This is a genomic window from Prevotella sp. DNF00663 (assembly GCF_001553265.1).
Lineage (GTDB): Bacteria > Bacteroidota > Bacteroidia > Bacteroidales > Bacteroidaceae > Prevotella.
The window spans coordinates 86,873-113,298 of record NZ_KQ960601.1 but is presented as its reverse complement, the minus strand read 5'-3'; the positions used below and the strand labels follow the sequence as shown (position 1 = coordinate 113,298).

Sequence of the window (26,426 nt, the reverse complement as noted above, 5' to 3'; positions counted from 1 at the left end):
TGTTTAATGCGGTGAATACGTGTTAAAATATAATGTTTATAAGTCGGAAAAGCATTATCTTTGCGACAAAGAAAATGAACTTTAATCATGAAAAGACTTTTTACTTCACTTGTTTGTTTGGTTCTTTTGACATTTTCAGGAGCTGCTCAAACAAAATGGTATTCACCTGTTAGTGGTGACACTCTGCTGATTCAAGGGCGTGCATGGAATGCTGAAATCGGCAAAAGTTACCAACGTATGCCCGAACGTTTCAAACCCTCGTTGCGCAAACCTTTGTGGAATTTGTCACAAAACAATGCCGGTCTTTATATAGAATTCATCAGTGATGCCCCTGAAATCAATATTCATTATAAGGTATCCGGCCCATTACAGTTGCCTAATGTGGTGACAATAGCTACGAGTGGAGTTGATCTTTATTCTTTTGATGAGGATGGAACTCCGCTTCCTTGTTCATGTTTTGCCAACAATCGTATTTCTTCTCAGTCGGTAGACTTTCATTATCGTGGCTTGACTTATCCCGGTGGACTTTGGCGTGAGTATCGTTTATATCTCCCACTTTATAACACTGTCGACTCACTCCAGATTGGTGTGCCACAGAATAGCAAATTTGAATTCTTGCCAACATCCACAGAACGTCCCATCGTAGTATATGGTACGTCTATTGGTCAAGGCGCTTCGGCTTCTCGTCCGGGTATGGCTTGGACGAATATAGTACAACGTCAACTCGATTTACCCCTTTATAATTTGGCTTTTTCGGGCAATGGTCGTCTTGAAAAAGCAATGTTCAATGCTCTTTCAGAAATCAATGCTCGTCTTTTCATCATTGATTGTATGCCCAATATGACGGCTAATGATTCTATCATGAACCTTTTGCGAGAGGGGGTAAATACGCTTCGTAGCAAATCGGATGCCCCCATTCTACTTGTTGAGCATTGCGGTTATAACAACTATCTAGTCGTTCATTCAGAGAAGAAGGAAGTAGAGTTGCTGAACAGTCGACTTAAAGCTGCTTATTTACAGTTGCAACGTGAAGGAGTGAAAGGACTGTACTATCTGACCAAGGACGAGTTAGGCGTTAATTCAGATCTAGATTCTCAGATTGATGGAGTGCATGCCAACGATATTGGAATGCGCCATTATGCCGAGGCATATACGAAAAAGATCTCTGAGATATTGGATTATCAACCGATGAAGAAGTTCATGCCGGTGCGCCAAACTCGCGACCAAGCCTTTTACAACTGGTCGCAGCGTCATTATGAAATCATGCAGCGTAATCGCCAAGTTAAGCCCGATGTGGTACTCATCGGTAATTCTATTACGCATTATTGGGCTGGAGAACCTGCTGCACCTATACATCGTGGCGATAAAGCATGGAAGAAATTGTTTGGTAAGCGCAAGGTGACGAATTTGGGATATGGTTGGGATCGCATTGAAAACATATTTTGGCGACTCTATCATGGAGAACTTGATAACATCTCACCGCGCCACATCTTCATGATGGCCGGGACGAATAATATTGGCTATAACACCGATGAAGAGATTGTAGATGGTATCGAAGGTTTGGTCAATCTCATTCAGAAGTTGCAGCCACAAGCTTGCATTCACGTCGTAAAAATCTATCCTCGTCGTGGACAGGAGGCTCGCTTACAACATCTCAACGACTTATTACAAGCGCGATTGTCCAACCATACGGATGTGGATGTGGTTGATGTGACCAAGCAACTTACGACACCTGATGGGCATATTGATGAATCTTTGTTTGTAGATGGACTCCATCCTAATGCCCAAGGATATGAACGCATTGCGCGGGTTTACCAAGATTTCCTTAGATAAAACTGTTTTTCAAATTGAAGAAGATAAAAGATAAATACGCCATATTCTCTGATATAGATGGTACTCTCGTCAGTTTCACTACCCACGAGATACCTCGTTCTGCTGTAGAAGCTATCACTGCTGCCCGCCAAAACGGTCATCGCTTCTATATATCTACGGGGCGTCCGGTGCCTATCATTACCAATCTTGGTGCTATCAGCCATTTAATAGATGGCTATATCACCACTAATGGTGCCCATTGTTTCGTGGGTGACAAGCTTGTTAACATCAATGCCATTGCTGAAGAGGATGTTTGTACGCAGCTGGCTGATGCCGACCGACAGGACTATGCCGTTATTATGGTTAGTAAGCAAGCACTCGTTGTCTATAACAACAAGCCTTGCGTAAAGCGAATTTTCTGCGATGATTTGAAGGTGGATGCTTTGAACTTCGACCTCACAATGGATGATATCAAGGGCGAACCTATTTTGCAGATGACTCCGTTTGTCACGGCTGAGCAGGAAGCCCGATTGATTCCGCAACTTAAAAGTTGTGAGCCGGGACGTTGGCATCCTGAATTTATTGACATCACGGCAGGACATATAGATAAAGGATACGGCTTGGAACGCATGGCAGAGAGCGAAGGCTTCGATATCAACCATACGGTTGCGCTGGGCGACGGTGGCAATGATATACCCATACTTAAGCGTGCCGGTATCGGAGTGGCGATGGGGAATGCGGCCGATTATGTCAAGGCTGAGGCTCAATATGTTACGGCCGATGTCGACGATGATGGCTTCTCGAAGGCTTTGATACACTTAGGGTTGGTGTAACTGTGGCATTCTTGAACCGGTTAACTCGTTAATTTGTCATTTTATCCATTCTTTTATAATTTACTGCGGAGGCTCAACAGCAATGCTGCCAAGCCTCCGCAGTTTTTTTGTTTAGCCTTTGCAGCATTGCTGCAAGGGCTTGGCAGTCTGGTAGTTGACCAGTAAACGAGGAAACAAGTAGATGAGGTGGAGGATGACTTCTTATATTTCTTGAGTTTATAAGTTTCTTGGTTGCTCCTAAGTGTTGATATTTTCCGATTGATAGGTTACCGAGTTGGAGACAAAAGGTGTTTTCCTGATGATTTCGTCTCATCTTTCCTGCCAAATGATTAACTTTGTTGCTAACATCAGATACAAAAACATGACAACTCAAGAATTAAGAAATCAGCGATTAGCCGACAAGTTGATTAAGAATCTTCAACGTCGTCATTACGACGCATATTATTGTTCCGACCGCGAAAGTTTGTTACAACAGGTACGCCAACTCATCCCTCAAGGTAGTTCAGTGTCATGGGGTGGCTCTATGTCTATTCGCGATACAGGCATCACAATGATGCTTAAGAATGGAAACTATGAGGTGTATGATCGTGACGATGTGACTACGCAGGAAGATAAAATGCGCATTTATCGCAAGGCTTTTGAATGTAATTTCTATTTGGCCAGCGTCAATGCCATGACCGAAGATGGCGTACTTGTCAATGTAGATGGTAATGGTAACCGTGTAGCTGCTATCATGTGGGGGGCAGACCATGTCATACTTGTAGTGAGTTTGAATAAAGTTTGTCAGGACGTGGATGCTGCGATGAAACGCGCTCGGTCTACGGCTGCACCTACCAATATGGCTCGTTTCGATTTCAAGACACCTTGTCAAGTAGACGGTATGTGCCACGACTGCAAGTCGCCCGATTCCATTTGCAATTATATCACGATTCAACGTATGTCGCATCCAGCCCATCGGCATATTGTATTGCTTACTCCCGAACCGATAGGTTATTGAAACTAGCATGTTGTCTCTGTCTGTTTTCGGATTTTCTTTGTACCTTTGCCTAACAATTCCATAACGAAAACGCATGATTGTTTGTATTGCAGAGAAACCCAGTGTGGCTAGAGACATTGCCCGAATCCTTGGTGCCAACTCCTCAAAAGATGGCTATATGGAGGGTAATGGCTATCAAGTTACGTGGACTTTTGGTCACTTGTGCGAACTGAAACAGCCCAATGACTACCATGAAAATTGGAAACATTGGAGTTTAGCTGCACTCCCTATGATACCGGAGCGATTTGGTATAAAAGTTATTGAAGATGATGGTATTCGCAAACAGTTTAAGATTGTGGAGCGACTTTACCAACAGGCCGACGAGATTATCAACTGTGGTGACGCCGGACAAGAGGGAGAATTGATACAAAGATGGGTGATGCAAAAAGCCGGAGTGAAGTGCCCGGTGAAGCGATTGTGGATTTCTTCTATGACCGATGAGGCCATCAAACAAGGTTTTGCCGACTTGAAAGACCAGCAACTCTATCAACCTCTCTATTTAGCAGGGCTTTCGCGAGCCATCGGGGATTGGTTGTTGGGCATGAACGCTACGCGGCTTTATACGTTGAAATATGGGCAGAACCGCCAAGTTTTGAGTATCGGAAGAGTACAAACACCGACTTTGGCGCTTATTGTGAACCGTCAGAAAGAAATCGATAACTTCAAACCTGAACCTTATTGGGTTCTAGCTACGATTTATAGGGATACTCAGTTTACTGCCACTAAAGGCAAGTTTATTTCGAAAGAAGAAGGCGAACAGGCCTTTTCTGTTATAGATGGTAAGCCGTTCGTAGTTATGGATGTTACCAAGAAGAAAGGTTCTGAGGCTCCACCTCATTTGTTTGATCTTACCTCTTTGCAAGTAGAGTGTAACCGTAAGTTTGGGTATTCGGCCGAGATGACGCTCAACCTCATTCAGAGTTTGTATGAAAAGAAATATACTACCTATCCGCGTGTAGACACACAATACCTGAGTGACGACATCTATCCGAAATGTCCAAGTATCTTAAATGGTCTTTTTCAAACGAAAATAGATTCGCAACCAGTCTATGCATCGCTCATAAAACCCATCGGTGGGCAGAAGTTGATGAAGTCGAAGAAGGTGTTTGATACGTCGAAAGTGACCGACCACCACGCTATTATTCCTACCGGTGTGGTGCCGAGTGGGCTTACTCAGTTGGAACAAAACGTGTTCGATCTTATTGCCAAACGGTTTATCAGTGTGTTTTATCCCGATTGTAAGTTTTCTACTACGACAGTATTAGGCAAGGTAGACGATATAGAATTCAAGGCAACGGGTAAAGAAATCCTCTCTCCGGGGTGGCGTACGGTGTATACAAAGGATGTACAAATTGTGGAAGAAGACGAGAATAAGAAAGAAGATGAGGAACGAACGCTGCCTACATTCGTGAAAGGGGAGAGCGGAACACATACACCTACACTGACGGAAAAATCGACTACACCTCCACCGTATTATAATGAAGCGTCGCTGTTGAGGGCTATGGAGACTGCCGGAAAGTTTGTGGAAGATGAGGAACTGCGTGCTGCTTTGAAAGAGAACGGTATCGGTCGCCCCTCATCTCGTGCCGGAATTATCGAAACTTTGTTCAAACGACACTACATACGGAGGGAACGTAAGCGACTGGTAGCAACTCCTACAGGTATCGAATTAATTGATACAATTCACGAAGAACTGCTGAAGAGTTGTGAACTGACGGGTATTTGGGAGAAGAAATTGCGCGATATAGAGCACCAAAAGTATGATGCTGGGCAATTTATCAATGAGTTGAAAGAGCAGATTTCAGCAATTGTCTACAACGTACTGTGCGATAATAGCATGCGAAGAGTAACGGTGACGGTGGATGAAAAGCCTGCCAAGAAGGCCTCAACTACTAAGAAAACCGAAGCTAAGCCAAGAAAGAAACGTGCTTCAAAGAAAGAATCGACTGCACAACAAACTAGCTTGAAGGCCGATGACAGCATTATCGGGCAGGTTTGTCCGGTGTGTGGAAAGGGACAAATCATAAAAGGGAAGGCTGCTTATGGATGCAGTAACTGGAAGAGTGGTTGTACTTTCCGTTTTCCTTTTGACAATAAATAGGCTTTTATTGCGTTGATGTTGTTGATTGACATCAACATGAAAAGAAAGTTTTTTCCATATATATTATTTCTTGCAGCCCTGTGTTTATCGTGCGGGGTAGATCGAAACATGCGCCGAGGTGAGACTTATTTGGCGCTAGGGGAGTATCATGATGCTGCCAGAGAGTTTCGCTCAGCTTACCAGAAAACCCCTCCAAAAGACCGAACTAAGCGAGGCGAGCGAGCCTTGAAGATGGCGGTGTGCTACGAAAAGATAAATGAGGCATCACGAGCTACATCGGCTTATCGCAATGCATTGCGTTATGGGAAAGGTAATATACACACGCGTCTTTCCTTAGCGCGGCAACTATTGAAAATCGGAGATTATAAAGCGGCTGCCGCAGAGTTTCAATTGGTACTCGATACGTTGCCCGATGATGTGTTGGCACGCAATGGTTTGTTCTCGGCACAGCATGCTTTACAATGGAAAAAAGATGGTAGTAGGTATCGAGTGCGTCGTGTCGACTTATTCAACTCTCGCCGTGACGACTATTCTCCCATGCTTTTTGGTGACAATTACGACCAACTTTATTTCACGTCTACGCGTAGTGATGCGGTTGGAAACGAATTGAGTGGTATCACAGGAACGAAGCCCGGCGATATTTTCTTTTCACAGAAAGATGATAAAGGGAAGTGGAGTAAACCCGAAGTGGTGGGTGGTAACTTGAATACCGCTTATGATGAAGGAGCTTGTTGCTTCTCTCCCGATGGCCGAGTGATGTATCTCACGCAGTGTACGACGAGTCCGTCGTCGTCTCGTTATGCTCAGATTGTGACCTCTAATCGTTCAGATGCCAATTGGAGTAAGGCTGAAGTGCTCAACATTAGTAGGGATACGTTGTCGGCTTTTGCTCATCCTGCCATCTCGCCTGATGGCGAATGGCTCTATTTTACGTCTGATATGCCGGGAGGAAAAGGCGGACTTGACATTTGGCGCGTGCGTTTATCAGCCAATGGAATGGGGGGTGTGGAGAATCTTGGTGAGCCCATCAATACCCCCGGAAACGAGGAATTCCCTACGTTCCGCCCCAATGGCGACTTGTATTTTTCGTCAGATGGGCATCCGGGGATGGGAGGATTGGATATTTATATCGCCCATCCCGACCGGCAGAAAGGTTATGTGTTGGAGCATCCCGGCTATCCGTTAAATAGTCAAGGAGATGATTTCGGGATGACGTTTGAAGGAAATCACAATCGTGGATATTTCTCTTCCAATCGCAATGATGGGCATGGATGGGATCATATCTACTCGTTTGAGAATCCGGAAATTACTCAGACGATGAAAGGATGGGTATATGAGATGGATGGATATGAGCTTCCTGCCGCACAAGTTTATTTGGTAGGAAACGATGGAACAAATAAGAAACTAAGTGTAAAAGGAGATGGCTCGTTCACGGAAACGCTGAAGCCGAATGTAGACTATGTGATGTTGGCAACGTGTAAGGGCTATCTGAATCATCAAGAAGCGATCAGTACGGGGACTGTGGAAGAGTCGAAAGAGTACATATTGCAGTTCCCTTTGGCTTCGATTACGGCTCCTGTGCTTATAGATAATATCTTCTATGACTTGGATAAAGCCACCCTTCGTCCCGAATCTTCGAAAGCTTTGGACGAGTTGGTAGGCTTGTTGAATCAAAATCCGCACGTTATCATTGAGCTAGCAGCGCATTGTGATTATCGTGGAAGTGCCGAATATAACAGGGATTTGTCACAATGTCGTGCGCAAACGGTGGTGGATTATCTCATCAGTCGCGGTATTGCCAAAGACCGTTTGACGGCCGTTGGTTACGGGAAATCGCAACCCAAGATGGTTAAGAGGAAGAATGTGGAGAAGTATGCATGGTTGAAAGTGGGTGATGTATTGACCGAAGACTTTATCAAAACAATGGATAAAGCACAACAAGAGATATGCAATCAACTCAATAGACGCACGGAATTCCGTGTGCTACGAACCACTTACGGTCTGCTGGATGAGCAAGGAAAACTCAAAGAAGATGCAGAGAAGAATATGAAGAAAGCCACTGAAAAGGTCTCAGATGATGATTTCTATTTCTAATATTCGCTGGTTACGACGTTGTAACACCCCACAATGACAAGGGTCATAATGCCGATATAGACGTACAACGGCGAGATGGTTGCCGACGTATAAAGCGACACGAAGGTGCCCGAAAGGTCACCGCTAAGGTTGGTAAAGAATGTTTTGAACCATTTGAATCCATCGGCATGGATGAATAGGGCGGCTCCGGCCAATGACCAAAATGCTGTCCATAGTCGGTTGAACCAAAGCGAATGCTTCGGTACTTGTCTCATGACGCGCCTCGAAAAGCCTCTATCTTCTATTTCTTGGCGGTTTTCTTCGAAGAACTGTATGAGTAGTTTATCATCATTTTCCATCATATCCATTCTGTTTAAGATAAGTTGTGAGTTTCTGTTTTCCGCGAGATAGATGGGACTTTACGGTGCCTTCAGCCATTCCCGAAATCTTTGCTATCTGCTCAATGCTTTGTCCTTCCATCAATTGCAAGGTGATGCAAGTGCGCTCTGAAGGTGAGAGAATGGCCAAAGCTTGGTAAATATCCATTCTTAAATTGTTATTCATTGACTCCGAGTTACGTTTGTTGACACTCGGAATATCCAACTCCTCGGTCGCTTTATTACGTCTTACGTAGTCGTAGAAAGTGTTGTAGGCAATGCGATAGAGCCATGTCGAGAAGTTGGCTGTGCCTTGAAACTGCGTAATATGTGTGTAGGCTTTTAAGAAAGTATCCTGTGCTAGGTCATCACTAAGCTGACTGTCTCCCATCGTTTGGTTCAGAAAGAAACGCCGTATAGGTGACTGATATTTCACAACGAGTCTGTCGAAGGCTTTACGGTTGTGGAAAACAGCCACCTGCGTAACGAGAGAGATGTCGTCAAGTGCTTTCACCGGCTTTACAAGGATTGGTCTTCGAAATGGTCGTTTTGGTCTTTTCTAGCACGTGTACGAGCCATCAACATTTGTCCGGCACCCATACATAGAATCAAAAATCCGATACCTACCAGCTCTTTTGCGCCCAAGAAAGCAAATAGAAGTGCTAATCCAAGGCCGATAGAGCAGTTACGTATGCCGCGTTGCCATTGATATTCGTTATCTGTTTTGGTCGCAGTGCGTATCACTTCGGGTAAAGGTTGTCCCATAGCCATAGACTTTTCAGCCAGTGCAATCTTGTCATTATGACGCTTAATGAGGTAATAGATGCCCCATGCGAATAGGAGAAAGGGGGCTATGGCGATTAAGAATCCAAAGAAAATAGCGGGGATGATGAACCAAGGTTTGGACATTGTACGTTCAAAGGGAGATATGTTGGAATCATCATCTTCGGCAGAATTCGGCGCCACAGAGTAATAACTGTCTGTTGAGTCGACTGCTTCTGCTGTGACAGATGTGGTATCTGAGTAAGCCTCAATACCTTGTTTGGCACTGTCGGTGGGCGCAACGAGCGTGGATTGATGTTGGTGTCGATGTTTTGGAGCGGCCGGAAGCACGGCTGTACCCACTGCTAACATCATTGTAATTGCGATAAGATACTTTTTCATATAGCTTTTTTGTTCTTTTTCTGATAGTTAGACGACAGAACAACTCTTTTGGTTGCAAAGTAATAAAAAAAGTTGGTAATGCGGGAAATTATACCTATTTTCGCACGAAAAGAAGCGCAGAGAATGAATTTACCACAAGAGTTTGAGCAGCATACACGTACCCTGATGGGAGATGAATTATATCAAATACTCCAAAAAGGGCTTGAAGATACGCCGCCGACAAGCATTCGTTTGAACCCTTTGAAGACCAGTGGGTACAATGTTTCTGTTCCTTTGGCCGATGGGCAAGTGCCTTGGTGTGAGCAAGGAGTGTACCTTCAAGAGCGTCCAAACTTCACTTTTGACCCCTTACTTCATTCCGGTGCCTACTATGTACAGGAAGCGGGATCTATGTTTTTAGACCTCGTGATGCGCCAATATATTCATCGGCCGGTTACTATGTTGGACCTTTGTGCTGCTCCGGGAGGCAAATCGACCGTTGCCAGAGCCGCTTTACCAGCCGGAAGTGTACTTTTCAGCAATGAGCCGATGCATGTTAGAGCTAATGTTCTGGCTGAGAATATACAAAAATTTGGTCATCCTGACTGCATCGTTACCAATAACTATCCGCGTGATTATCGTAAGGTGGGTATCTCATTTGACGTTGTTTTGGCTGATGTACCATGTTCCGGAGAAGGCATGTTTCGCAAAGATGAGGGTGCAATCGGTGAATGGAGCTTACAGAATGTGGATAAATGCCAAACTCTGCAGCTTGATATTATTCGCGATATATGGCCTTGTTTGAAGCCGGGAGGATTGCTCATCTATTCCACTTGCACCTTTAACAGCCGTGAAGATGAAGAGAATGTGAATGCTATCATCGCCGAATTGGAAGCCGAAATACTCCCTGTTGCAATTAATGATGATTGGAATATCACAGGTTCGTTGGTAGATGACCGCCCTATGTATCGTTTTATTCCGGGTAAAACGCGTAGTGAAGGCCTCTTTATGGCCGTGCTCCGTAAGCCCGTAGAGGCTGATGAAGCGAATAAGAAACAGCAAAAAGCTCCCAAGAAGAATGATACTGTCAAAGGAATAGAGCATTGGTTGCAAGGCGATTTTGCTTTTGTAGAGAATAAAGGACAGGTTCGTGCCATTCCAACGGCATGGTATGGGCTTTATTCTTTGGCCGTAAAAGCCTTGAAAGTGATTCATGCCGGTGTAACGATTGGTACACAAAAAGGACGGGACATCATCCCTGACCAGTCGTTGGCGTTGAATATTGCGCTCTGTCAAGACGCTTTTCCGCGTGTTGAGATTGACGAGTCGACCGCCTTGTCTTATCTTCGTAAGGAAGCCATTATGTTGCCGTCGGATACGCCAAGAGGGTTTGTGTTGCTCACGTATCAGTATTTTCCCCTCGGATTTGTGAAGAATATAGGTAACCGAGCCAACAATCTTTATCCGCAAGAGTGGCGTATCAAGAGCAGCCATATTCCCGAAGAGAACACTCACGCCATCTATCTACATGATGATTAATATTATTGCTTGTCTTTCAAAAAATCGAGCTATCGGGCTGAACAACCAATTACTCTACCATATCAAAGCTGATATGGCTCGGTTTAAACAGCTTACCATGGGGCATACCATCCTTATGGGACGACGCACTTACGACTCTTTACCCCACGGTGCATTGCCCGGTCGACGCAATATTGTGCTTTCCCGACAGCTTCAAACTTTGCCCGATAGCGAGGTATATGCCTCATTAGAGATGGCATTGGAGCATTGTGCGGAAGATGAGTATATATATATAATAGGTGGAGCTGAACTTTATGAGCAGACTATTGGGATGGCGCAACGTCTCTATCTCACCATTGTTGACGACCGACCGATGTATGCAGATACTTTTTTCCCACTGTTTGAATCTGATTTTAAACTCGTCTCCATCTCTCAATACGAAAAAAGCGAAGACGCTCATTACGCCTTCGCTTTCTTAGAATATGTCCGTGTATAATTTTTATACCTCGTCTTCCTCTTCGTCTTCTGCAGTCTGTGGGAAATTCGTGATAGGCAACTGACGGTCTATGGGAGTGCTGAACGAGATGGTAGTCTCGCTACGTGCCAAGCCCAAAGGTTGTAACTTGTCGTGGATAATCTGCATCAGATGATGGTTGTTGTGCGCATATAGCTTGATAAACAAGTCCATAGCACCGGTTGTAGCATGACATTCTACCACCTCAGGAATCTTCTTCAAGGCGGCTATTACTTTGTCGTGCGACTCCGGATCTTTCAGATATAGTCCTACATAAGCGCAGGTCTCATACCCAATTTTCTCAGGCTCAATGATGTACTGTGAGCCCTTCAATACTCCTACATTAGCGAGTTTCTGCATACGTTGATGAATAGCTGCTCCGCTAACGTTGCATGCTCGTGCTACTTCCAAGAATGGAATGCGAGCATCTTCAGCAACAAGACGAAGGATTTTCTTGTCTAGTGAGTCCAAATGATGATGTGACATTGATTATTTTTTAATTTGGTTGCAAAGTTAATACGAATGTATGAGTTTTGCAACTTTAATTACAGTTTTGTTTTAAATCGTTAGATTTTTTAATTATTTACTATTCTTTTTTGTTGCAGAATAGTTGATTTTACGTACATCTGCTTGTCTTAATGCTTGTTTAACTTCCGATATGATGTGCATCGGAGTGTTCCTATCGGCTCGCAACGATATCGTCATAAGTGTACGGTCTTCGCTCGACATTCGGTTTTTCTCGGCCGATAAGTAGTCTACAATTTCACCGATTGTAATCACCTTATCATTCAGTTGCAGACGTGTACCAGCCTCTGTGGTCACCCCATCTGCCGATACAGGGCGGCCAACATAGATGGTACTCACAGCTGATTTCTTTGTCAATCGGGTCAATTCCGTACCTTGTGGCACTCTATATTTCACTTTTACGGTCAGCTTTCTCATGTGTGTCACTATCATAAAGAAAAATAACACGGTGAAAATCAGGTCGGGTAGGGAGGCTGTATTCAGCCCCGGAATGCCACGATGATGGTTGCGATAAATCATGGTTGTCCTCCTTTCCCTGCGTCAGCAGTATGTTCTGCTTCCACAATACGTTGCGGACAGATAGTGCGTATCTGGTCTTTTTGCTGCGGAGAGCACTGTTCGTAGCTTCTATGATATATGCTCAAGGCGGCTTGGTTGCGCCAAATGCGGTAGGCAACTGCCAATTCGTTCTGTATATTAAAATAGGTGTCGTAACTTGAAACTGGGTCTACGTCCAGTGAAATAAGATGATTTCTTTTTCTAGTTTGAAGGAAGGTGCCTACTCGTTGGTGCAGTGTGCGTATGTCGGCAGGCTTTCCGTCTATTGTCAACTGATTACGGGCTGTCACTTTCAGCGCCATCATCGTCTTGCTGTCTACACTTGTTTCCATCGCTTCTGCCTGCTTATCTATTGGCGGAAGTACGCGCGAAAGTCCCTTGCTTACGTCCATTGACGAAGCCACAAGGAAGAATATCAGCAACATGAATGAAATATCGGCTGTTGATGTGGTATTCAGTTCCGGGACTTTATGTTTGCGATGGCTGAACATGTTTACTTCAATTGATTCTCACGACGATAGCGTGTCATGCCGAAGATGACTGCTGCGATGGCTGCCAATAGTAGGAATAGCGATGTATAAATCAGCAAATCGGCCACTCTCAGAGCTACAAAGTCATCGAATACATGACCGTTAATGGTCATCGGATTACCAGAACTCAGCACCAATGACAGCAAAATAACCACGCCAAGTGCTATTATTCCGTAACGCCGGATACGTCCCACGGGGATATTGTTGACCACCTTGTTTTCTGTTGCACGCATCATCTTGACCGTTTTTACCATGGCCAGTCCGGCCAATACAAGCGTTCCGACAAGCAATATAGCGGCATACACCATGAGTAAGTCGGTGAACAAGGGGGCATTGAAGTTGGAATCGTCGTCGAAAGGTCGATCGAATCCTATCAGATAGAACAGACCGAATACCACGACAGCCAATCCTGTCAGCACATAGAGCACGCGTTGAGATATTCGCTCGGTGCTCATTGTTTTAAGATGACTCCACTTCCACTTCATCGTTTCAACTTGTATTTCATCACAGCATCAAGCAATGTAATGGCCGACTCCTCCATTTGAGCCGTTAAATGTTCGATTTTCGAGAGGATATAATTGTAGAAAATCTGTAGAATCAGCGCTACGATAATACCGAAGATGGTTGTAATGAGCGCCACCTTCATACCCGATGCCACGATGGTAGGGCTAATATCGCCTGCCATTTGTATTTGGTCAAAGGCCATTACCATGCCGATAACGGTTCCCAAAAAGCCTAGCGAAGGAGCTATGGCAATGAATAATGTAATCCAAGAACAACCTTTTTCGAGGTTCGCAGCCTGTACCGAACCGTATGAAGCAACCGATCGTTCCACGTTACCGATGCTTTCGTTGATGCGTTCCAAGCCTTGATAACAGATGGAAGCAACCGGTCCGCGTGTGTCTCGGCAGAGTTTTTTGGCTTCTTCTATCTTTTCTTCGGCAATTAGTGCGTCAAGGTCTGCCATGAATTTCTTGGCATTAATTTCCGACAAACTCAGGTAGATAATACGCTCAATACAAAATGCCAAACCGATGACCAAGGCCAATGCCACGAGCGACATAAATCCAGCGTTACCCTCAATGAACTTGGTTTTGAGCATCTGGTGCAATCCTTGAGGCGCTTCTTCCATTGCTGCCGATTCGACGACAAATCCACCTGCATCCGCCACACTGTCTGTACCCATGGATAGAGAGTCTAGTGTGGCCGCAGCGGTATCTGTTTTTTCTGGCGTAACAACGCGGCTTTCTGCATTTGCTATGGTGCAGGTCATACCTGTGACGAGTATGCAAATGAGTATCTTGGTTATCTGTTTCTTCATTATTTTAAATGGTTGTATATTAAAATAGAGGGAATATTCTAATTGTAGAGACGGTGTATACACCGTCTGGCTCGTATAGAATCGTATATAAACTGCACTATCACTGAGAGAGACAGTAGACCTACCGTCTCTATACGAGACTGATGCAATTTATGAATATCTTCCTTTTAAAAAAGTAGGATATGTCTTTGACAGCGCCCCTTCAATCAGCTTTCAAAGGTACATATTTTGGTATAGACCGACAAGATGGGGTGTCATAAATTTGTTTAAAACCTTCCTTGGCAGACAAGAACTTCGTTATGGGGCAAAAAAATAGTGACAAAACATTTGGAGTGTATTGGAAAATAGCCTTTCTTTGCGAAAGTCTCTGATGCAAAGGAGTATGAAATGAATTGTTTAACTATTTAAATTAGAGATATGAGTTATAAAATTGAAGACATCGAAGGAGTAGGTTCTGTTTATGGCGAGAAGCTGGTAGCTGCCGGAATCAAGACTGTTGAGCAGTTGTTGGAGAAGTGTACGAAACCCGCAGGACGCAAAGCTTTGGCCGAAGAAACTGGTATATCCGATAAATTAATATTGAAGTGGACCAACCACGCTGACCTTTTCCGTATCAATGGAGTGGATCCTCAATTTGCAGAATTGCTCGAAGCTGCAGGGGTAGATACCGTGAAGGAGTTCCGCCATAGAGTAGCTGAGAACTTGCAACCCAAGTTGGAAGCCACCAATAATGAGAAGAATCTATGCAACCGTGTCCCTTCGGTTACTGAATTACAGAAGATGATTGATCAGGCAAAGGAATTGCCTACGACATTAGAATATTAGGGTATTAGCTTTGGGGTGTGCCGAGATTACAAGATGGAAACATCGTTCTAGGTGCACCCCTATCCCTTACTTGATTGATTGCAAAGGCTCTACAGCAATGCTGCAGAGCCTTTGCTGTTTTGTTGAAGAGACGAGGCAGGAATGCTGATGAGCCGCTGCAGTAACCTGATTAACAAGTAGACGAGTTGACAGGTAAACGAGTTGGATGTCATAAGTAGGCTAGGTATGGTTTTATCACGGTCTTTTCTGAATAAAGGAGGAGGTGTTCGGTCGGCTTATGATATGTTGTTGTGGAATAAAAGGAGGGAGAAAATGCGTGGCTTTCAAAAGAAAATCATACTTTTGTGTGTATGAAACGACAACACGCTTTTGCCCATACTCTGTTGCAATGGTACCGGGAAAATGGTCGGTCGCTGCCTTGGCGAGAGACGCGAGATGCCTATGCTATCTGGCTCAGTGAGGTAATTTTGCAGCAAACGCGTATTCAACAAGGACTTGATTATTGGTTGCGATTTATGCAACGATTCCCTGTTGTGGCTGACTTGGCGGCTGCTGATGAAGACGAGGTGTTGCGATTGTGGCAAGGATTAGGCTATTATAGTCGCGCTCGCAACCTGTATGCTGCTGCCAAACAGATAGTGGAGTTGGGACGTTTCCCCGAAACTTTGGAGGAAATCAAGCGATTGAAGGGTGTCGGCGATTACACTGCTGCAGCTATAGGGTCTATTGCTTTCGGGCTTCCGGTGGCCGCAGTTGATGGCAACGTGTACCGTGTGTTGGCTCGATATTTCGGCATTTCCACGCCTATCAATTCTACTGAGGGCAAAAAACTGTTTGCTGCAATGGCGCAAGACTTGCTTCCGTCCGACCAAGCTGCTACTTACAATCAGGCCATTATGGACTTTGGTGCCATCCAGTGCACGCCACAATCGCCCCGCTGTTTGCTCTGTCCTATCAACGAAACATGTGAGGCTTTGCGCACAGGACAGGTGGAATCGCTGCCCGTGAAACTCAAGACGGTCAAGGTGACGGAACGACAAATGAGTTATGTTTATCTACGTTGGCAAGGCAAAACGTGTATTCGCAGGCGCGGTAAGGGGGATATTTGGCAAGGATTGTGGGAACCGCCAACTTTAGATGTGGTGCAGGCTGTCGGTTTGCCAACGGGCAAACAGCTATGCAAACAGGTGAAGCACGTGCTTACCCATCGTGTACTCTATGCTGATTTTTATTTCCTTGAAGTCGATTTACAACCTCAGTTACCTGCCGACTATCGGTGGATTGAGGAGTCGGATATTGACCAATACGCATTGCCACGGCTCATCGAAATTCTCTTTGAAGCGATAGACAGGCGGTAGGAGGAAGTTATTTGAAATAAATTTCCGTTTGTCTTTGATTTCTACTATCTTTGCATACAAGATGAAACCGAAAGTCAAGAGCAACCATATATTGATGTGCTGTGTACTGGCGTTGGCCGTATTATGCTTTTTAAGTGTAAATGCGCCCGTTCGATTCAAGCGCGAACAGCAACAACGCGAGCTTGTGGTGAAGCAACGACTCTTGAAGATAAGGCAGGCAGAGATGCAATACCGACGTTTACATCGAGTGTATGCGGGCAGCTTTAAGCAGTTGACTGATGCCGGATTGTTGGCGGACAGTCTCTCTTATATTCCTTTTTCAGGTGGGCAACGCTTCTCATTGACGGTTTCCATGGCACTCGGTAAAACTGGCAGACAGATTCCGCTCATGGAGTGTGGAGCCACTTATGGGCAGTATCTGCAAGGACTTGATGCCTATAGTATAACCAATTTAATCGAAGAAGCCAATGCTGCGGGACGCTATCCCGGACTAAAGATTGGCGACATCACAACCGATAACAACAATGCAGGAAATTGGGAATAAACATCCAAACGTCACCGGACGTGTGACACTACGTATCACCAAACACTCACTTTCGATTGCTGTGGTCGATTCAAAGGCTACTGATAAGTTGGTGTACGAACCGTATATCATGCGTAGTGGCATCTCGACGGCTGCCAATCTGCGTGAGGCTTTCCGCGAAAACGCAATTCTTGAACAAGGATATAAGAAAGCGCAGGTAATGATAGACACTCCTGTGTTGATGATACCGTTGGAAGAATTCCAAGAGGAAGCGATGGAATCGCTCTATCACTATACGTTTACGAATAGCGAGAACGACTGTGTGCTGCACAGCGTGTTGCCGGTTATCAATGCTGTGGCGCTCTATTCCATCAATAAAGATTTGAAGTTGGTGCTCGATGATCACTTCGCCGACATCCGTTATATGCCTATTGTACAACCCATGTGGAGCTATTTGTATCGTCGCAGTCAGACCGGTGCATGGCGCAAACTCTATGGTTATTTCCACGACGGGAGGCTTGATGTGTTCAGTTTTGCGCAGGGACGATTCAAGTTTTGCAACTCTTTTGATGCCGGAAACTCACGTGATTCAGCTTATTTTCTGTTGTATGCATGGCAGCAGATGGGGTTCGATGTGCGTGGCGATGAACTCCTGTTGATGGGAGGAATACCTGATCAAGAAGATTTATTAGCAAACTTGCGCCGCTATTTGCAAAAGGTTCATGTGATGACAGCATCGGCAGAATTCAATCGAGCTGCTATTACGAAAATCAAAGGAATACCACTTGATATGGTTGTATTGTTCTTAAAAGGAAGGTAAAGAAGATTATGAGAATCATCACAGGAATCTATAAAGGTCGTCATTTTGAAATACCGCGTTCGTTCAAGGCGCGTCCTACGACCGATTTTGCAAAAGAAAATATCTTCAATGTGATGCAAGGATACATGGATTTCGAGGATGCCAGTGCTCTTGACCTGTTTGCCGGGACAGGCAGTATATCCTTGGAATTGGTGTCGCGTGGCTGTCGTCAGGTGGTCAGTGTGGAGGCCGATCGTGACCATGCCAACTTTATTCGCCAGTGTTTTCAAAAATTGGGTACCGATAAAGATATTCTTGTGCGTGGTGATGTATTTCATTTCGTGAAGAAATGTCATCAACAATTCGACTTTATTTTTGCCGACCCACCTTATAGTTTGCCTCATTTAGAGACGATTCCCGACCTCGTGTTGCAGCAGGGGGTGCTTGCTGAGGGGGGGATATTTGTTTTTGAGCATGGTAAACACAATGATTTTTCGGCTCATCCTTGTTTTGTAGAGCATCGCGCTTACGGCAGTGTGAACTTCTCTATCTTTAAAATGAGAGGTGAAGAATAATATGTTTGTGAGTTTTTAATTTTATCGTTACATATCCAGTTTATGACGGTAGGTTTACTTATGTTTCTTGTCAATGGGTAAAGAGGATAAAGTGTAGAATACGAATGTTGTTTAGCTGTTCTTTTTACTACATGAGGCTAAGTACATGGAGTAAATAATTGGCTTTTTATTTGCTAATATGTAATTTTTAAATTACCTTTGTGGTATGAAGCAAAGGACGGTTATTACATATAAAGACTATTTTGATAAGTTCTTTGCTGCACAGACTCAGAAGGTGCGCGATAAGATTATTAAAGTCCTTGATATAATAGAATGGATGGAACGTATTCCCTCTACTTACCTTAAATATATGGAGGGGACTGACGGACTATTTGAGATACGTGTACAACTTGGAAATAATATATTTCGTATATTCTGTTTCTTTGATGGAAACAAATTGGTAGTTCTTCTTTCCGGTTTTCAAAAGAAAACGCAAAAAACACCAAGCAAGGAAATAAAACGTGCCGAGAAGTTGATGAAAGAATATTTTAAAGAGAAGTCAGAGGAGGAAAGGTAATTATGAAAACAATGACATTAGATGAAATCAAGAATAAATATTATGGTGAAGTTGGTACGCTCGAAAGAACGCGTATAGAAAATGAATTAGAGGCTTTGCGGATAGGTATACAGATAAGAGAAGCGCGTGAGAAACTGAGTATGACGCAAAGCCAATTAGCCGAACGTGTGGATAAGAAACGTACATTCATCTCGAAAGTAGAGAACGATGGCGGGAATATAACACTTAAAACCCTCTTTGATATTGTAGAACGTGGGTTGGGTGGAAAGCTTAATATCCAAATACAAGTGTGATAGCCAAGAAAAGGCAGAATCTTAGAAACTGAGTGTATAGTTTGATTCAAGTAAACTGCGGTTATAAACCATTGTCATATGGAACAACCAAAACAATTTTCTAGAGTTCCTTTCTATCCCGTAAGCAGCTATTAGTAAGTAATATATGAAATGAATGGGAACTACTTGCCGTTTAGGATGTTTGTGTGCAGATATGGTAAATAAATAAAAGTAAACCCTTTGATTTTAGTGTGCTTTATATTATCTTTGTAGAAGCTAAGCTGCACTCGGCAATTTGAAAGTTAACTTTCATTGCGCTCGTTTGCATTATCTTTGTAAAAGTTAAAAAGGGAACTTGTTTTTGCCCTTGTATTTCCTAAACATGATAGATAGACAAACAGTTGAAAGAATCAAAGATGCTGCGAATATCGTAGACGTAGTATCCGAATTTGTGACGTTGCGTAAGAGTGGTAGCAACTTCAAAGGGTTGTGTCCATTCCACAACGAGAAGACTCCTTCGTTCTATGTATCGCCCTCTCGTGGGACATGTCATTGTTTTGGTTGTGGCAAGGGTGGCAATTCTGTGAGTTTCATCATGGAACATGAGCAGATGACATATCCTGAAGCGCTACGTTGGTTGGCTAAGAAATTCCATATTGAAATACAAGAACGAGAGCTCTCTGACGAAGAAAAACGTGAGCAAAGTCAACGTGAAAGTATGTTCATTATGAACGAGTGGGCTGCCAACTACTTCCATGATGTGCTGCATAATCATGTAGACGGTGTGGCTATCGGTATGCAATACTTCCGTAGTCGTGGCTTCCGCGATGACATTATCAAGAAGTTTCAGTTGGGTTATGATACCAATGACCGTCACGCATTGGCCACTGCTGCACGTAATAAAGGCTATCGTGATGAGTATTTATTGAGTACAGGTATCTGTTATCGCAATGATCGAGGGGAACTTATCGACCGTTATGCCGGTCGAGTAATTTTCCCTTGGGTAGGTGTGAACGGCAAGATAGTAGGCTTTGGAGGACGCGTATTGGACTCTAGGACGAAAGGAGTGAATCAGAAATATGTCAACTCTCCGGAGTCGGATATCTATCATAAAGACCACGAACTCTATGGTATCTACCAAGCAAAGAAAGCTATTGCTAAGGAAGATAGGGTATATATGGTGGAAGGTTACACCGATGTCATCTCCATGCATCAATGTGGTATTGAGAACGTAGTGGCCAATTCGGGTACAGCTTTGAGTGTCCATCAGATTCATACGCTGCACCGTTTCACCTCGAATATTACCTTATTATATGATGGAGACGCCGCCGGTATCCATGCAGCATTGCGTGGTACGGACATGTTATTGGCCGAAGGAATGAATTTGAAAGTGCTTTTGTTGCCCAATGGGGAAGATCCTGACAGCTTTGCACGGCAACATACGGCGACCGATTTCCACGATTATATCTTGAAACATCAGACTGATTTCATCCAGTTTAAGACTGATTTGCTCTTGAAAAACGAGACTGATCCACAGAAACGTTCGGAAGCTATCAACTCAATCGTGAAGAGTATTTCGGTGATACAGAACCAAATACTGCGCGATACCTACTTGCACGACTGTGCACAACGTATGGGTATCAATGAAGTAACGCTCATAAACACGATGAACAGGTTTATTTTGGAAGAGCGAGATGAGCAAAAAAAAGAAGTAGAACGGCAGCGTAGACGAGAAGAAATAGGTGTATCTGAGGCTCTTTCTACATCTACAGCCCTCATTATACAGCCTCAAAGCACTAAGGTTGAGCAGATGTTGATGCAGCTGATTGTGCGATATGGTGAGCGTATCATCTATGATAATGTGGAAGATGAAGATGGTCACGTACACAATTTATCACTGTCTCAGTTCGTAGCCTACAATTTATCGGAAGATGGTTTGGAATTTCATGATGAGTTGTTTAATCGTATGTTGGCCGAAGCGGTGGAACATCAGGCGGATGAAGGATTTAAGGCTGAACCTTATTTTGTGCATCATCACGATATTAACATGAGTCGTATAGCCACCGATATGAGCGAAGACAAGGTGATATTATCGGAAAGTCATAAGGTGGTAGAGGATGAGGAGAGTCTTCGACAAAAGGTGTTGCACTTGATACTTGATTTCCGTATGGATTTCGTAGAGCAACGATTGCAAGACCTAAAACGTGAGATTGCCACTGTAGGTAATGATAGTGAACGCATGATGAAGATGCTTGCGGAATACAAGGATATGCAAGAGATACGCAACGCATTGGCTCGTCAACTCGGAAATAACATCATCTTATGACATTTTAACGCATATAACTTGCTGTCAGATGTAATAAAAATGTATATTTGTAATTACGTATGACGGATTTATTTTATCTTTTTATCATTTGGGGAATACTGTATATCATTGCCTTTGTATTCTTTCCGATATGGCGCAAAAGGCGCGATGCCGGCAAAGGATTGTTCGTAAAGCACGACGATGATAACAAAATTACGGTGACAAATGCCCTGAAGAAGTTGAATTGCCATTTCACTTGGAAGCAGGAACAAGGCAAGGATATTACTAAATACGATTTCCAGAGTGGGCATTTCCGTATAGAAATAGAGCAGAATTCTCCCTATATCCAACTATCTTATTTATTCTTTTATACCACCAAGACCGAATATTTGGACTTGGTAAGAGCCTTGATGAATCAGTGTAATCTGAATACTGAGACACTCAAAATGGTGTATTCGCTTGACGAGAAAGATAATTCTGTGGACTTGCACATGACAACCGGATTGCTTATTAACGAACAAACATCGGTCAAAATACTCTCGCGTGCCATGATAGATATGTTTAGATGGCAGAGTGACTTTGTGAGTCGAATCGATAAAATGATTAAAGACAGCAACAAAGCTATTGGTCTTGACTTTGAACGAAAACATGCCGAGCTCGCCAGAGAAACTTTCCTTATTCGTGAACAAGAGATTCAGCACCAAGTGGCAGGGCCGAGATGGCGACAGACAAAGGAGTGTCCCATTACATTAGAACAGTTGTTTAGTTCTGTACTAGGGCTGTCGGGGGTTGTTCCCATGTCGCTTTGCATCTTTAGCGAAAGCGAGATGAGAACTATCAAAGAGACAGACGAGATAAGAAAATTTGCTCCGGCATCTACTATTATAGGTAAGGATGACTTCTTACAAGATGAAGCTTTGTTGTCTGTTTCGCTTTTGACAACCGGTCAACTCGTTGCTGAACGTACGGTAAGTATTCATGTTCGATCGGAGAAAAAGGCTGATAACTCTCTTTATTTTCGCATGACCGTGACCTTACTTCCGCTATCCATGACAACAGATGTGAAGGCAGGAAGTGATGATAATGCCCCTAAAGTGGTGTCGGTATTGGCTGCTTATGACCTTACAAATCCTAAGAAGCGACTCGATGAGTTCCGTTATATGTGGAAAGAAGCAATAGAAAAGACTAAGCGTGGAGAAACTGATGACTTGTCGGAAGAGCAAAAATTGATTGCCAAATGTATGGAGCCGGCATTGGCTTTCAATGCTTATCGGGGGCGAATTCTTTTTAATCAAAAACGATTCTGCGAAGCTTTATTCCTTTTGGAGCCTGCTTATGTAGCCATGAGTCAGCAATTTGATACTTTGAAAGAGGATATGCGAGAAGCTTTCTTTGAGGTTTCTTACCTTATAGGTTTTTGCTATTGCGAATTAAAACAGTATCAGCGAGCTTGTTATTATTTGGAGATGACGCTTCCACAACGGCGCATCACGTACACAGAAGAATACGTTAACTGTCTTGTAAATGGTAAAGATTTCAGGGCAAGTACTGTTATTGATGGCTTATTACAGGAAATGGAACGGACAAAAGCCATTAGTGGACGAACTCATAACGACATGGAAGTTTCGTTTATCAACTTCCTCTATCGTCGGAAAGCTAGTGTCTATATAGATAAACAGCGCTATGATGAGGCCGAGAAATTGCTTCGTAACATGCTTGATGACCCTGAAAATAGCGATTTTGCCATCAATGAATTGGCCTATATCCAAAAGATTAAGACAGGAGGATAGCTGGTATGATTTACATTCATTGGGCATTTTTGGTCGTCTACACATTTGTTGTTGTGGCTGCTATGATTAAAGTACTAATGGACAATAGGCAACCTGCCAAGACAATGGCATGGGTGTTGGTACTTTCTTTTATGCCTATTGTAGGGATAATCCTTTATTTTTTTCTTGGACAGAATACTAGAAAGGAACGCATGATAAGTCAACGAAGCTTGGATCAGTTGACAAAACGCTCCATGCTAGAGTTTGCTGAACAGCGTGATTTACGTTTACCAAAATCGTATCGAGCGCTTATCAAGCTGTTTACCAATCAGAGTCTGTCGCTTCCCTTCAAAGATAATGAAGTAGATATTTGTACCGATGGCTATCAGTTTTTTCTATCCTTATTGAGAGACTTTGGTACTGCCGAGCATCATATCCACCTAGATACATATATCATAGAAGACGATCCACTGGGCAATCTTATTGCCGATGTACTGATAGATAAAGCTCGGCAAGGAGTTGAAGTGCGTCTGGTTTACGATGATATGGGATGTTGGAAGACGCGTAACCGATTCTTTGAGCGTATGAGAGAGGGCGGGGTGGACACTCGTTCGTTTATGCCGGTAAAGTTTCTGTCGTTTTTTAGTAGCAAAGTAAACTATCGCAATCACCGTAAACTTTGCATCATTGATGGTCGAGTGGGGTATATTGGTGGTATGAACATTGCACTTCGATATGTTAAAGGGGATAAAATGCCGTGGCGAGATACCCATTTGCGTATCGTCGGAGGGGCTGTCTATGCTATTCAAAAAGCTTTCTTGATAGACTGGTATTTCGTTGATCGCACATTAATAACCGACCATGCGTATTATCCGGAGCCCGATTCGCGAATAGACAACAACTGTTTGGCGCAGATAGTAACCAGTAGTCCGGTACAACCTTGGCCCGATATCATGCAGGGATATGTGCGTATTCTGCTCGAAGCCCGCCGATATGTGTACATGGAGACGCCTTACTTTCTACCTACCGAGCCCATTCTTTTTGCCATGCGAACAGCTGCTTTGGCCGGAGTAGACGTCAGATTGATGATTCCGATGCGTACCGATGCGAAGCTAGTGGAATGGGCTAGCATCTCATATGTGATGGAAACGCTTGAAGCCGGGGTAAAAGTTCATCTTTATCAGGCAGGATTCAACCATTCCAAAATGTTGGTTAGCGATGACTTCCTGTGTAGTTGTGGAAGTTCAAACATCGATTTCCGTAGTTTTGAAAACAACTTTGAATCAAATGCTTTTTTCTATGATAGCGCGTTAGCTTTACGTATGAAGAAAGTGTTCTTAGACGATTTGCAACAGTGTGTACCCATTGAGAAGGTACAAAGGCTTATGCGTCGTCCTTTCCTCTTGCGACTTTGGGAATCTATTATTCGCTTACTCTCGCCACTGCTGTAGGGAGGCAACGTTACTGTTTGGGCTTTGCAGCATTGCTGTTCGGTTTAGGCAGTAAGTCTGTTCGGCCTTTGCAGCGATTTAAACTTTTTAGTTTATGAGTTTGTGAGTTGCAAATTAGGAAACTCATAGAGACTTTCTCATCAATCAAGATGTTTTTTCTTTATTTCTCCAAGACCTTTTTTATCTCGGCATCTGTCTTGGTTAGCTTGTCCTTACACAGCTTGATGAGCTTTTGAGCCTGCTTGAGTTGCTCGGTCATGTGGTCGATGTCAAGTTCATTATTCTCCATGCGAGCCACAATTTGTTCCAATTGTCGTACGGCTTCTTCGTATTTAATATCTTCTTTTGCCATTATTTGATGATTGATTTGATGGTTCCTTGATAGAATCGGGTTTCTATTTCATCGCCCGATTTTAATACTTTGGTATTGCGAACGGCACGTCCGTTGTGAATGGTGATGCTGTAACCGCGCTTTAATAATAGTGTTGGGTCGAGGGCCTCGGCGCGTTGTGCCAACATATCCAAGCGATGATGCCCTTGCAAAAGTTTACGCTCGGCACCCGGATGGAGTCGCAATGCCAGTTGGTCTATGCGATGACTGGCTTCGGCAACAGACTGCTCCATGAGTTGAGACAGATGCTGATAGAGGCGATCGAGACGTGCCGACTGTTGCGTTTTAACCAATGAGAAGAGCATGGGTATCTTGTCTGTGAGTCGACTAAGCCGTACTTGCTCCATTTCCATGCGTCGCTCAATGGTCTTAACTATGGTCTGTTCGGCTTCTTCTACGCGAATAAGCACCTCAGCCAAGTGGTTGATGAGAAACGCTGCGGCTGCCGTTGGTGTCTTTACGCGTGTATGCGAAATCATATCGAGCACCGATTCGTCGCGCTCGTGTCCTATGCCGGTGATGACTGGGAGGGGGAAGTTGGCTACGTTCTCGGCCAATGCCAATGTGTCGAAACCGCTTAAATCGCTCGTAGCACCACCACCTCGGATAATGACAACAACGTCGAAATCGTCTAATCGATGGTAGATGAGGTTGAGAGCAGCGATAACACTCGCCTCAACCCCTTCTCCTTGCATCGTCGCGGTGAATAATGTTGGGTAGAAAGCCAGTCCATATTCGTTGTCCGATAGTTGATGGCAGAAGTCTCCATAACCTGCAGCTCCAGCACTAGAGATAACAGCTATGCGCTGAGCAAACATGGGGATGCGTAGTTCGCGTTGCAAATCGAAGACCCCTTCTTGTTGTAGTTGTCGTATAATTTCTTGGCGCTTACGTGCCATGTCGCCCATGGTGTATTCCGGATTGATGTCGGTGACAATCCATGAGAAACCGTATGCTTCGTGAAAATTGGCGTAGACCTTGAGCAAAACTTTCATGCCGGGATGGATTTGCTGGCCGGTGATGCGCTCGAAATGTGGTCGTACGTATGCCCATGTGTTCTTCCAACACTTGGCAGAAGCCCTAGCGATGGGCGTATTGGTGGCGTTGTCTTTCTGTATCAGCTCCATGTAGCAGTGCCCACGAACCTCGCGTGCCTCTGACAGTTCGGCTTCTACCCAATATTCGCGAGACAGGGTTGTCTCAATAGTCTCGCGTACCAATTGGTTGAGTTCGTATAAAGTGAGTGTATGCTGCATAGAGA

The 26,426-nt window shown here is 44.0% G+C and carries 27 protein-coding genes; 17 read left to right on the top strand and 10 right to left on the bottom strand.

The genetic code is table 11. The features are described from left to right. The first annotated feature begins 87 nt into the window (after positions 1–87). From HMPREF3034_RS03205 to HMPREF3034_RS03185, 5 genes are all read left to right on the top strand, one after another. A complete protein-coding gene (locus tag HMPREF3034_RS03205; RefSeq protein ID WP_036899397.1) occupies positions 88–1,833 on the top strand; it encodes an SGNH/GDSL hydrolase family protein in 1,746 nt (581 codons plus the stop codon). A 14-nt stretch (positions 1,834–1,847) separates the two neighbouring features. Then, positions 1,848–2,645: a Cof-type HAD-IIB family hydrolase gene (locus tag HMPREF3034_RS03200; RefSeq protein WP_197421719.1), complete on the top strand. Its 798-nt coding sequence runs from the start codon at positions 1,848–1,850 to the stop codon at positions 2,643–2,645. Positions 2,646–3,006: 361 nt separating this feature from the next. Next, on the top strand, positions 3,007–3,642 hold the full coding sequence (locus HMPREF3034_RS03195) for a lactate utilization protein (RefSeq protein WP_062433183.1): 636 nt from the start codon (positions 3,007–3,009) through the stop codon (positions 3,640–3,642). Between the two features lie 73 nt (positions 3,643–3,715). Next, entirely contained in the window at positions 3,716–5,782 is a 2,067-nt protein-coding gene (locus HMPREF3034_RS03190) for a DNA topoisomerase 3 (protein WP_062433091.1), read from the top strand. A 36-nt stretch (positions 5,783–5,818) separates the two neighbouring features. Beyond that, positions 5,819–7,876 carry a PorE family type IX secretion system protein gene (locus HMPREF3034_RS03185; protein WP_062433180.1) on the top strand — a complete coding sequence of 686 codons (2,058 nt, stop codon included), beginning with the start codon at positions 5,819–5,821 and terminating at the stop codon, positions 7,874–7,876. Here HMPREF3034_RS03185 and HMPREF3034_RS03180 read toward each other — a convergent pair. Genes HMPREF3034_RS03180 through HMPREF3034_RS03170 form a run of 3 tightly spaced genes read right to left on the bottom strand, consistent with a single transcriptional unit; the run spans position 7,873 to position 9,396 of the window. Then, positions 7,873–8,223 (bottom strand): DUF5056 domain-containing protein, encoded by a 351-nt coding sequence (locus tag HMPREF3034_RS03180; RefSeq protein ID WP_062433088.1) that lies wholly within the window; start codon positions 8,221–8,223, stop codon positions 7,873–7,875. The genes HMPREF3034_RS03185 and HMPREF3034_RS03180 overlap by 4 nt on opposite strands. Further along, the gene (locus tag HMPREF3034_RS03175; RefSeq protein WP_036899391.1) at positions 8,204–8,746 is read right to left on the bottom strand and encodes an RNA polymerase sigma factor; all 543 of its coding nucleotides are present in this window, start codon (positions 8,744–8,746) and stop codon (positions 8,204–8,206) included. Before HMPREF3034_RS03175 ends, HMPREF3034_RS03180 begins: the two co-directional genes overlap by 20 nt. Positions 8,747–8,751: 5 nt before the next feature. After that, positions 8,752–9,396, bottom strand: a complete 645-nt coding sequence (locus HMPREF3034_RS03170; protein WP_156431023.1) for a DUF6249 domain-containing protein — start codon at positions 9,394–9,396, stop codon at positions 8,752–8,754. Positions 9,397–9,519: 123 nt separating this feature from the next. On the opposite strand from HMPREF3034_RS03170, the gene HMPREF3034_RS03165 reads away from it, so the two are divergent. Together HMPREF3034_RS03165 and HMPREF3034_RS03160 are read left to right on the top strand one after the other, a co-directional pair. Beyond that, entirely contained in the window at positions 9,520–10,914 is a 1,395-nt protein-coding gene (locus tag HMPREF3034_RS03165; protein WP_036899387.1) for a methyltransferase RsmF C-terminal domain-like protein, read from the top strand. Next, positions 10,904–11,389 carry a dihydrofolate reductase gene (locus tag HMPREF3034_RS03160; RefSeq protein WP_036899384.1) on the top strand — a complete coding sequence of 162 codons (486 nt, stop codon included), beginning with the start codon at positions 10,904–10,906 and terminating at the stop codon, positions 11,387–11,389. Before HMPREF3034_RS03165 ends, HMPREF3034_RS03160 begins: the two co-directional genes overlap by 11 nt. A gap of 3 nt (positions 11,390–11,392) precedes the next feature. Here the strand turns inward: HMPREF3034_RS03160 and HMPREF3034_RS03155 are convergent, their stop codons facing one another. The 5 genes from HMPREF3034_RS03155 to HMPREF3034_RS03135 all read right to left on the bottom strand — a co-directional run bounded on the left by HMPREF3034_RS03155 (position 11,393) and on the right by HMPREF3034_RS03135 (position 14,341). After that, on the bottom strand, positions 11,393–11,893 hold the full coding sequence (locus HMPREF3034_RS03155; RefSeq protein WP_036899382.1) for an Lrp/AsnC family transcriptional regulator: 501 nt from the start codon (positions 11,891–11,893) through the stop codon (positions 11,393–11,395). A 93-nt stretch (positions 11,894–11,986) separates the two neighbouring features. After that, a complete protein-coding gene (locus HMPREF3034_RS03150) occupies positions 11,987–12,451 on the bottom strand; it encodes an ExbD/TolR family protein (RefSeq protein WP_036899380.1) in 465 nt (154 codons plus the stop codon). Then, positions 12,448–12,981 (bottom strand): ExbD/TolR family protein, encoded by a 534-nt coding sequence (locus HMPREF3034_RS03145; RefSeq protein WP_036899378.1) that lies wholly within the window; start codon positions 12,979–12,981, stop codon positions 12,448–12,450. The genes HMPREF3034_RS03150 and HMPREF3034_RS03145 overlap by 4 nt, the downstream gene beginning before the upstream one ends. Positions 12,982–12,983: 2 nt before the next feature. Next, positions 12,984–13,505: a hypothetical protein gene (locus HMPREF3034_RS03140; RefSeq protein WP_036899376.1), complete on the bottom strand. Its 522-nt coding sequence runs from the start codon at positions 13,503–13,505 to the stop codon at positions 12,984–12,986. Then, a complete protein-coding gene (locus HMPREF3034_RS03135; RefSeq protein ID WP_036899374.1) occupies positions 13,502–14,341 on the bottom strand; it encodes a MotA/TolQ/ExbB proton channel family protein in 840 nt (279 codons plus the stop codon). The genes HMPREF3034_RS03140 and HMPREF3034_RS03135 overlap by 4 nt, the downstream gene beginning before the upstream one ends. A 417-nt stretch (positions 14,342–14,758) precedes the next feature. Here HMPREF3034_RS03135 and HMPREF3034_RS03130 point away from each other — a divergent pair, with 417 nt between their 5' ends. The 10 genes from HMPREF3034_RS03130 (at position 14,759) to cls (ending at position 24,774) form a co-directional block, all read left to right on the top strand. Beyond that, positions 14,759–15,166 (top strand): DUF4332 domain-containing protein, encoded by a 408-nt coding sequence (locus HMPREF3034_RS03130; RefSeq protein ID WP_062433082.1) that lies wholly within the window; start codon positions 14,759–14,761, stop codon positions 15,164–15,166. A 350-nt stretch (positions 15,167–15,516) separates the two neighbouring features. Next, positions 15,517–16,524, top strand: a complete 1,008-nt coding sequence (mutY, locus tag HMPREF3034_RS03125) for an A/G-specific adenine glycosylase (RefSeq protein ID WP_062433076.1) — start codon at positions 15,517–15,519, stop codon at positions 16,522–16,524. A 61-nt stretch (positions 16,525–16,585) separates the two neighbouring features. After that, complete coding sequence (locus HMPREF3034_RS03120; protein WP_036899367.1) at positions 16,586–17,068, top strand: hypothetical protein; 483 nt, start codon at positions 16,586–16,588, stop codon at positions 17,066–17,068. Next, on the top strand, positions 17,049–17,867 hold the full coding sequence (locus tag HMPREF3034_RS03115) for a DUF3822 family protein (RefSeq protein WP_036899365.1): 819 nt from the start codon (positions 17,049–17,051) through the stop codon (positions 17,865–17,867). Before HMPREF3034_RS03120 ends, HMPREF3034_RS03115 begins: the two co-directional genes overlap by 20 nt. Positions 17,868–17,875: 8 nt before the next feature. Beyond that, positions 17,876–18,421: a 16S rRNA (guanine(966)-N(2))-methyltransferase RsmD gene (gene rsmD, locus HMPREF3034_RS03110; RefSeq protein WP_062433073.1), complete on the top strand. Its 546-nt coding sequence runs from the start codon at positions 17,876–17,878 to the stop codon at positions 18,419–18,421. Between the two features lie 205 nt (positions 18,422–18,626). After that, complete coding sequence (locus tag HMPREF3034_RS03105) at positions 18,627–18,977, top strand: type II toxin-antitoxin system RelE/ParE family toxin (RefSeq protein ID WP_036899361.1); 351 nt, start codon at positions 18,627–18,629, stop codon at positions 18,975–18,977. 2 nt (positions 18,978–18,979) lie between these two features. Then, positions 18,980–19,270 carry a helix-turn-helix domain-containing protein gene (locus HMPREF3034_RS03100; protein ID WP_062433070.1) on the top strand — a complete coding sequence of 97 codons (291 nt, stop codon included), beginning with the start codon at positions 18,980–18,982 and terminating at the stop codon, positions 19,268–19,270. Between the two features lie 361 nt (positions 19,271–19,631). Continuing rightward, positions 19,632–21,575 (top strand): DNA primase, encoded by a 1,944-nt coding sequence (gene dnaG / locus HMPREF3034_RS03095; protein ID WP_036899358.1) that lies wholly within the window; start codon positions 19,632–19,634, stop codon positions 21,573–21,575. A 59-nt stretch (positions 21,576–21,634) separates the two neighbouring features. After that, positions 21,635–23,344, top strand: a complete 1,710-nt coding sequence (locus tag HMPREF3034_RS03090; protein ID WP_062433067.1) for a hypothetical protein — start codon at positions 21,635–21,637, stop codon at positions 23,342–23,344. Positions 23,345–23,349: 5 nt separating this feature from the next. Beyond that, positions 23,350–24,774: a cardiolipin synthase gene (gene cls / locus HMPREF3034_RS03085; RefSeq protein ID WP_062433064.1), complete on the top strand. Its 1,425-nt coding sequence runs from the start codon at positions 23,350–23,352 to the stop codon at positions 24,772–24,774. A 160-nt stretch (positions 24,775–24,934) separates the two neighbouring features. Here the strand turns inward: cls and xseB are convergent, their stop codons facing one another. Continuing rightward, the gene (gene xseB / locus HMPREF3034_RS03080; protein WP_036899352.1) at positions 24,935–25,126 is read right to left on the bottom strand and encodes an exodeoxyribonuclease VII small subunit; all 192 of its coding nucleotides are present in this window, start codon (positions 25,124–25,126) and stop codon (positions 24,935–24,937) included. Beyond that, on the bottom strand, positions 25,126–26,421 hold the full coding sequence (gene xseA, locus HMPREF3034_RS03075) for an exodeoxyribonuclease VII large subunit (protein WP_062433061.1): 1,296 nt from the start codon (positions 26,419–26,421) through the stop codon (positions 25,126–25,128). Before xseA ends, xseB begins: the two co-directional genes overlap by 1 nt. Positions 26,422–26,426 lie beyond the last annotated feature (5 nt).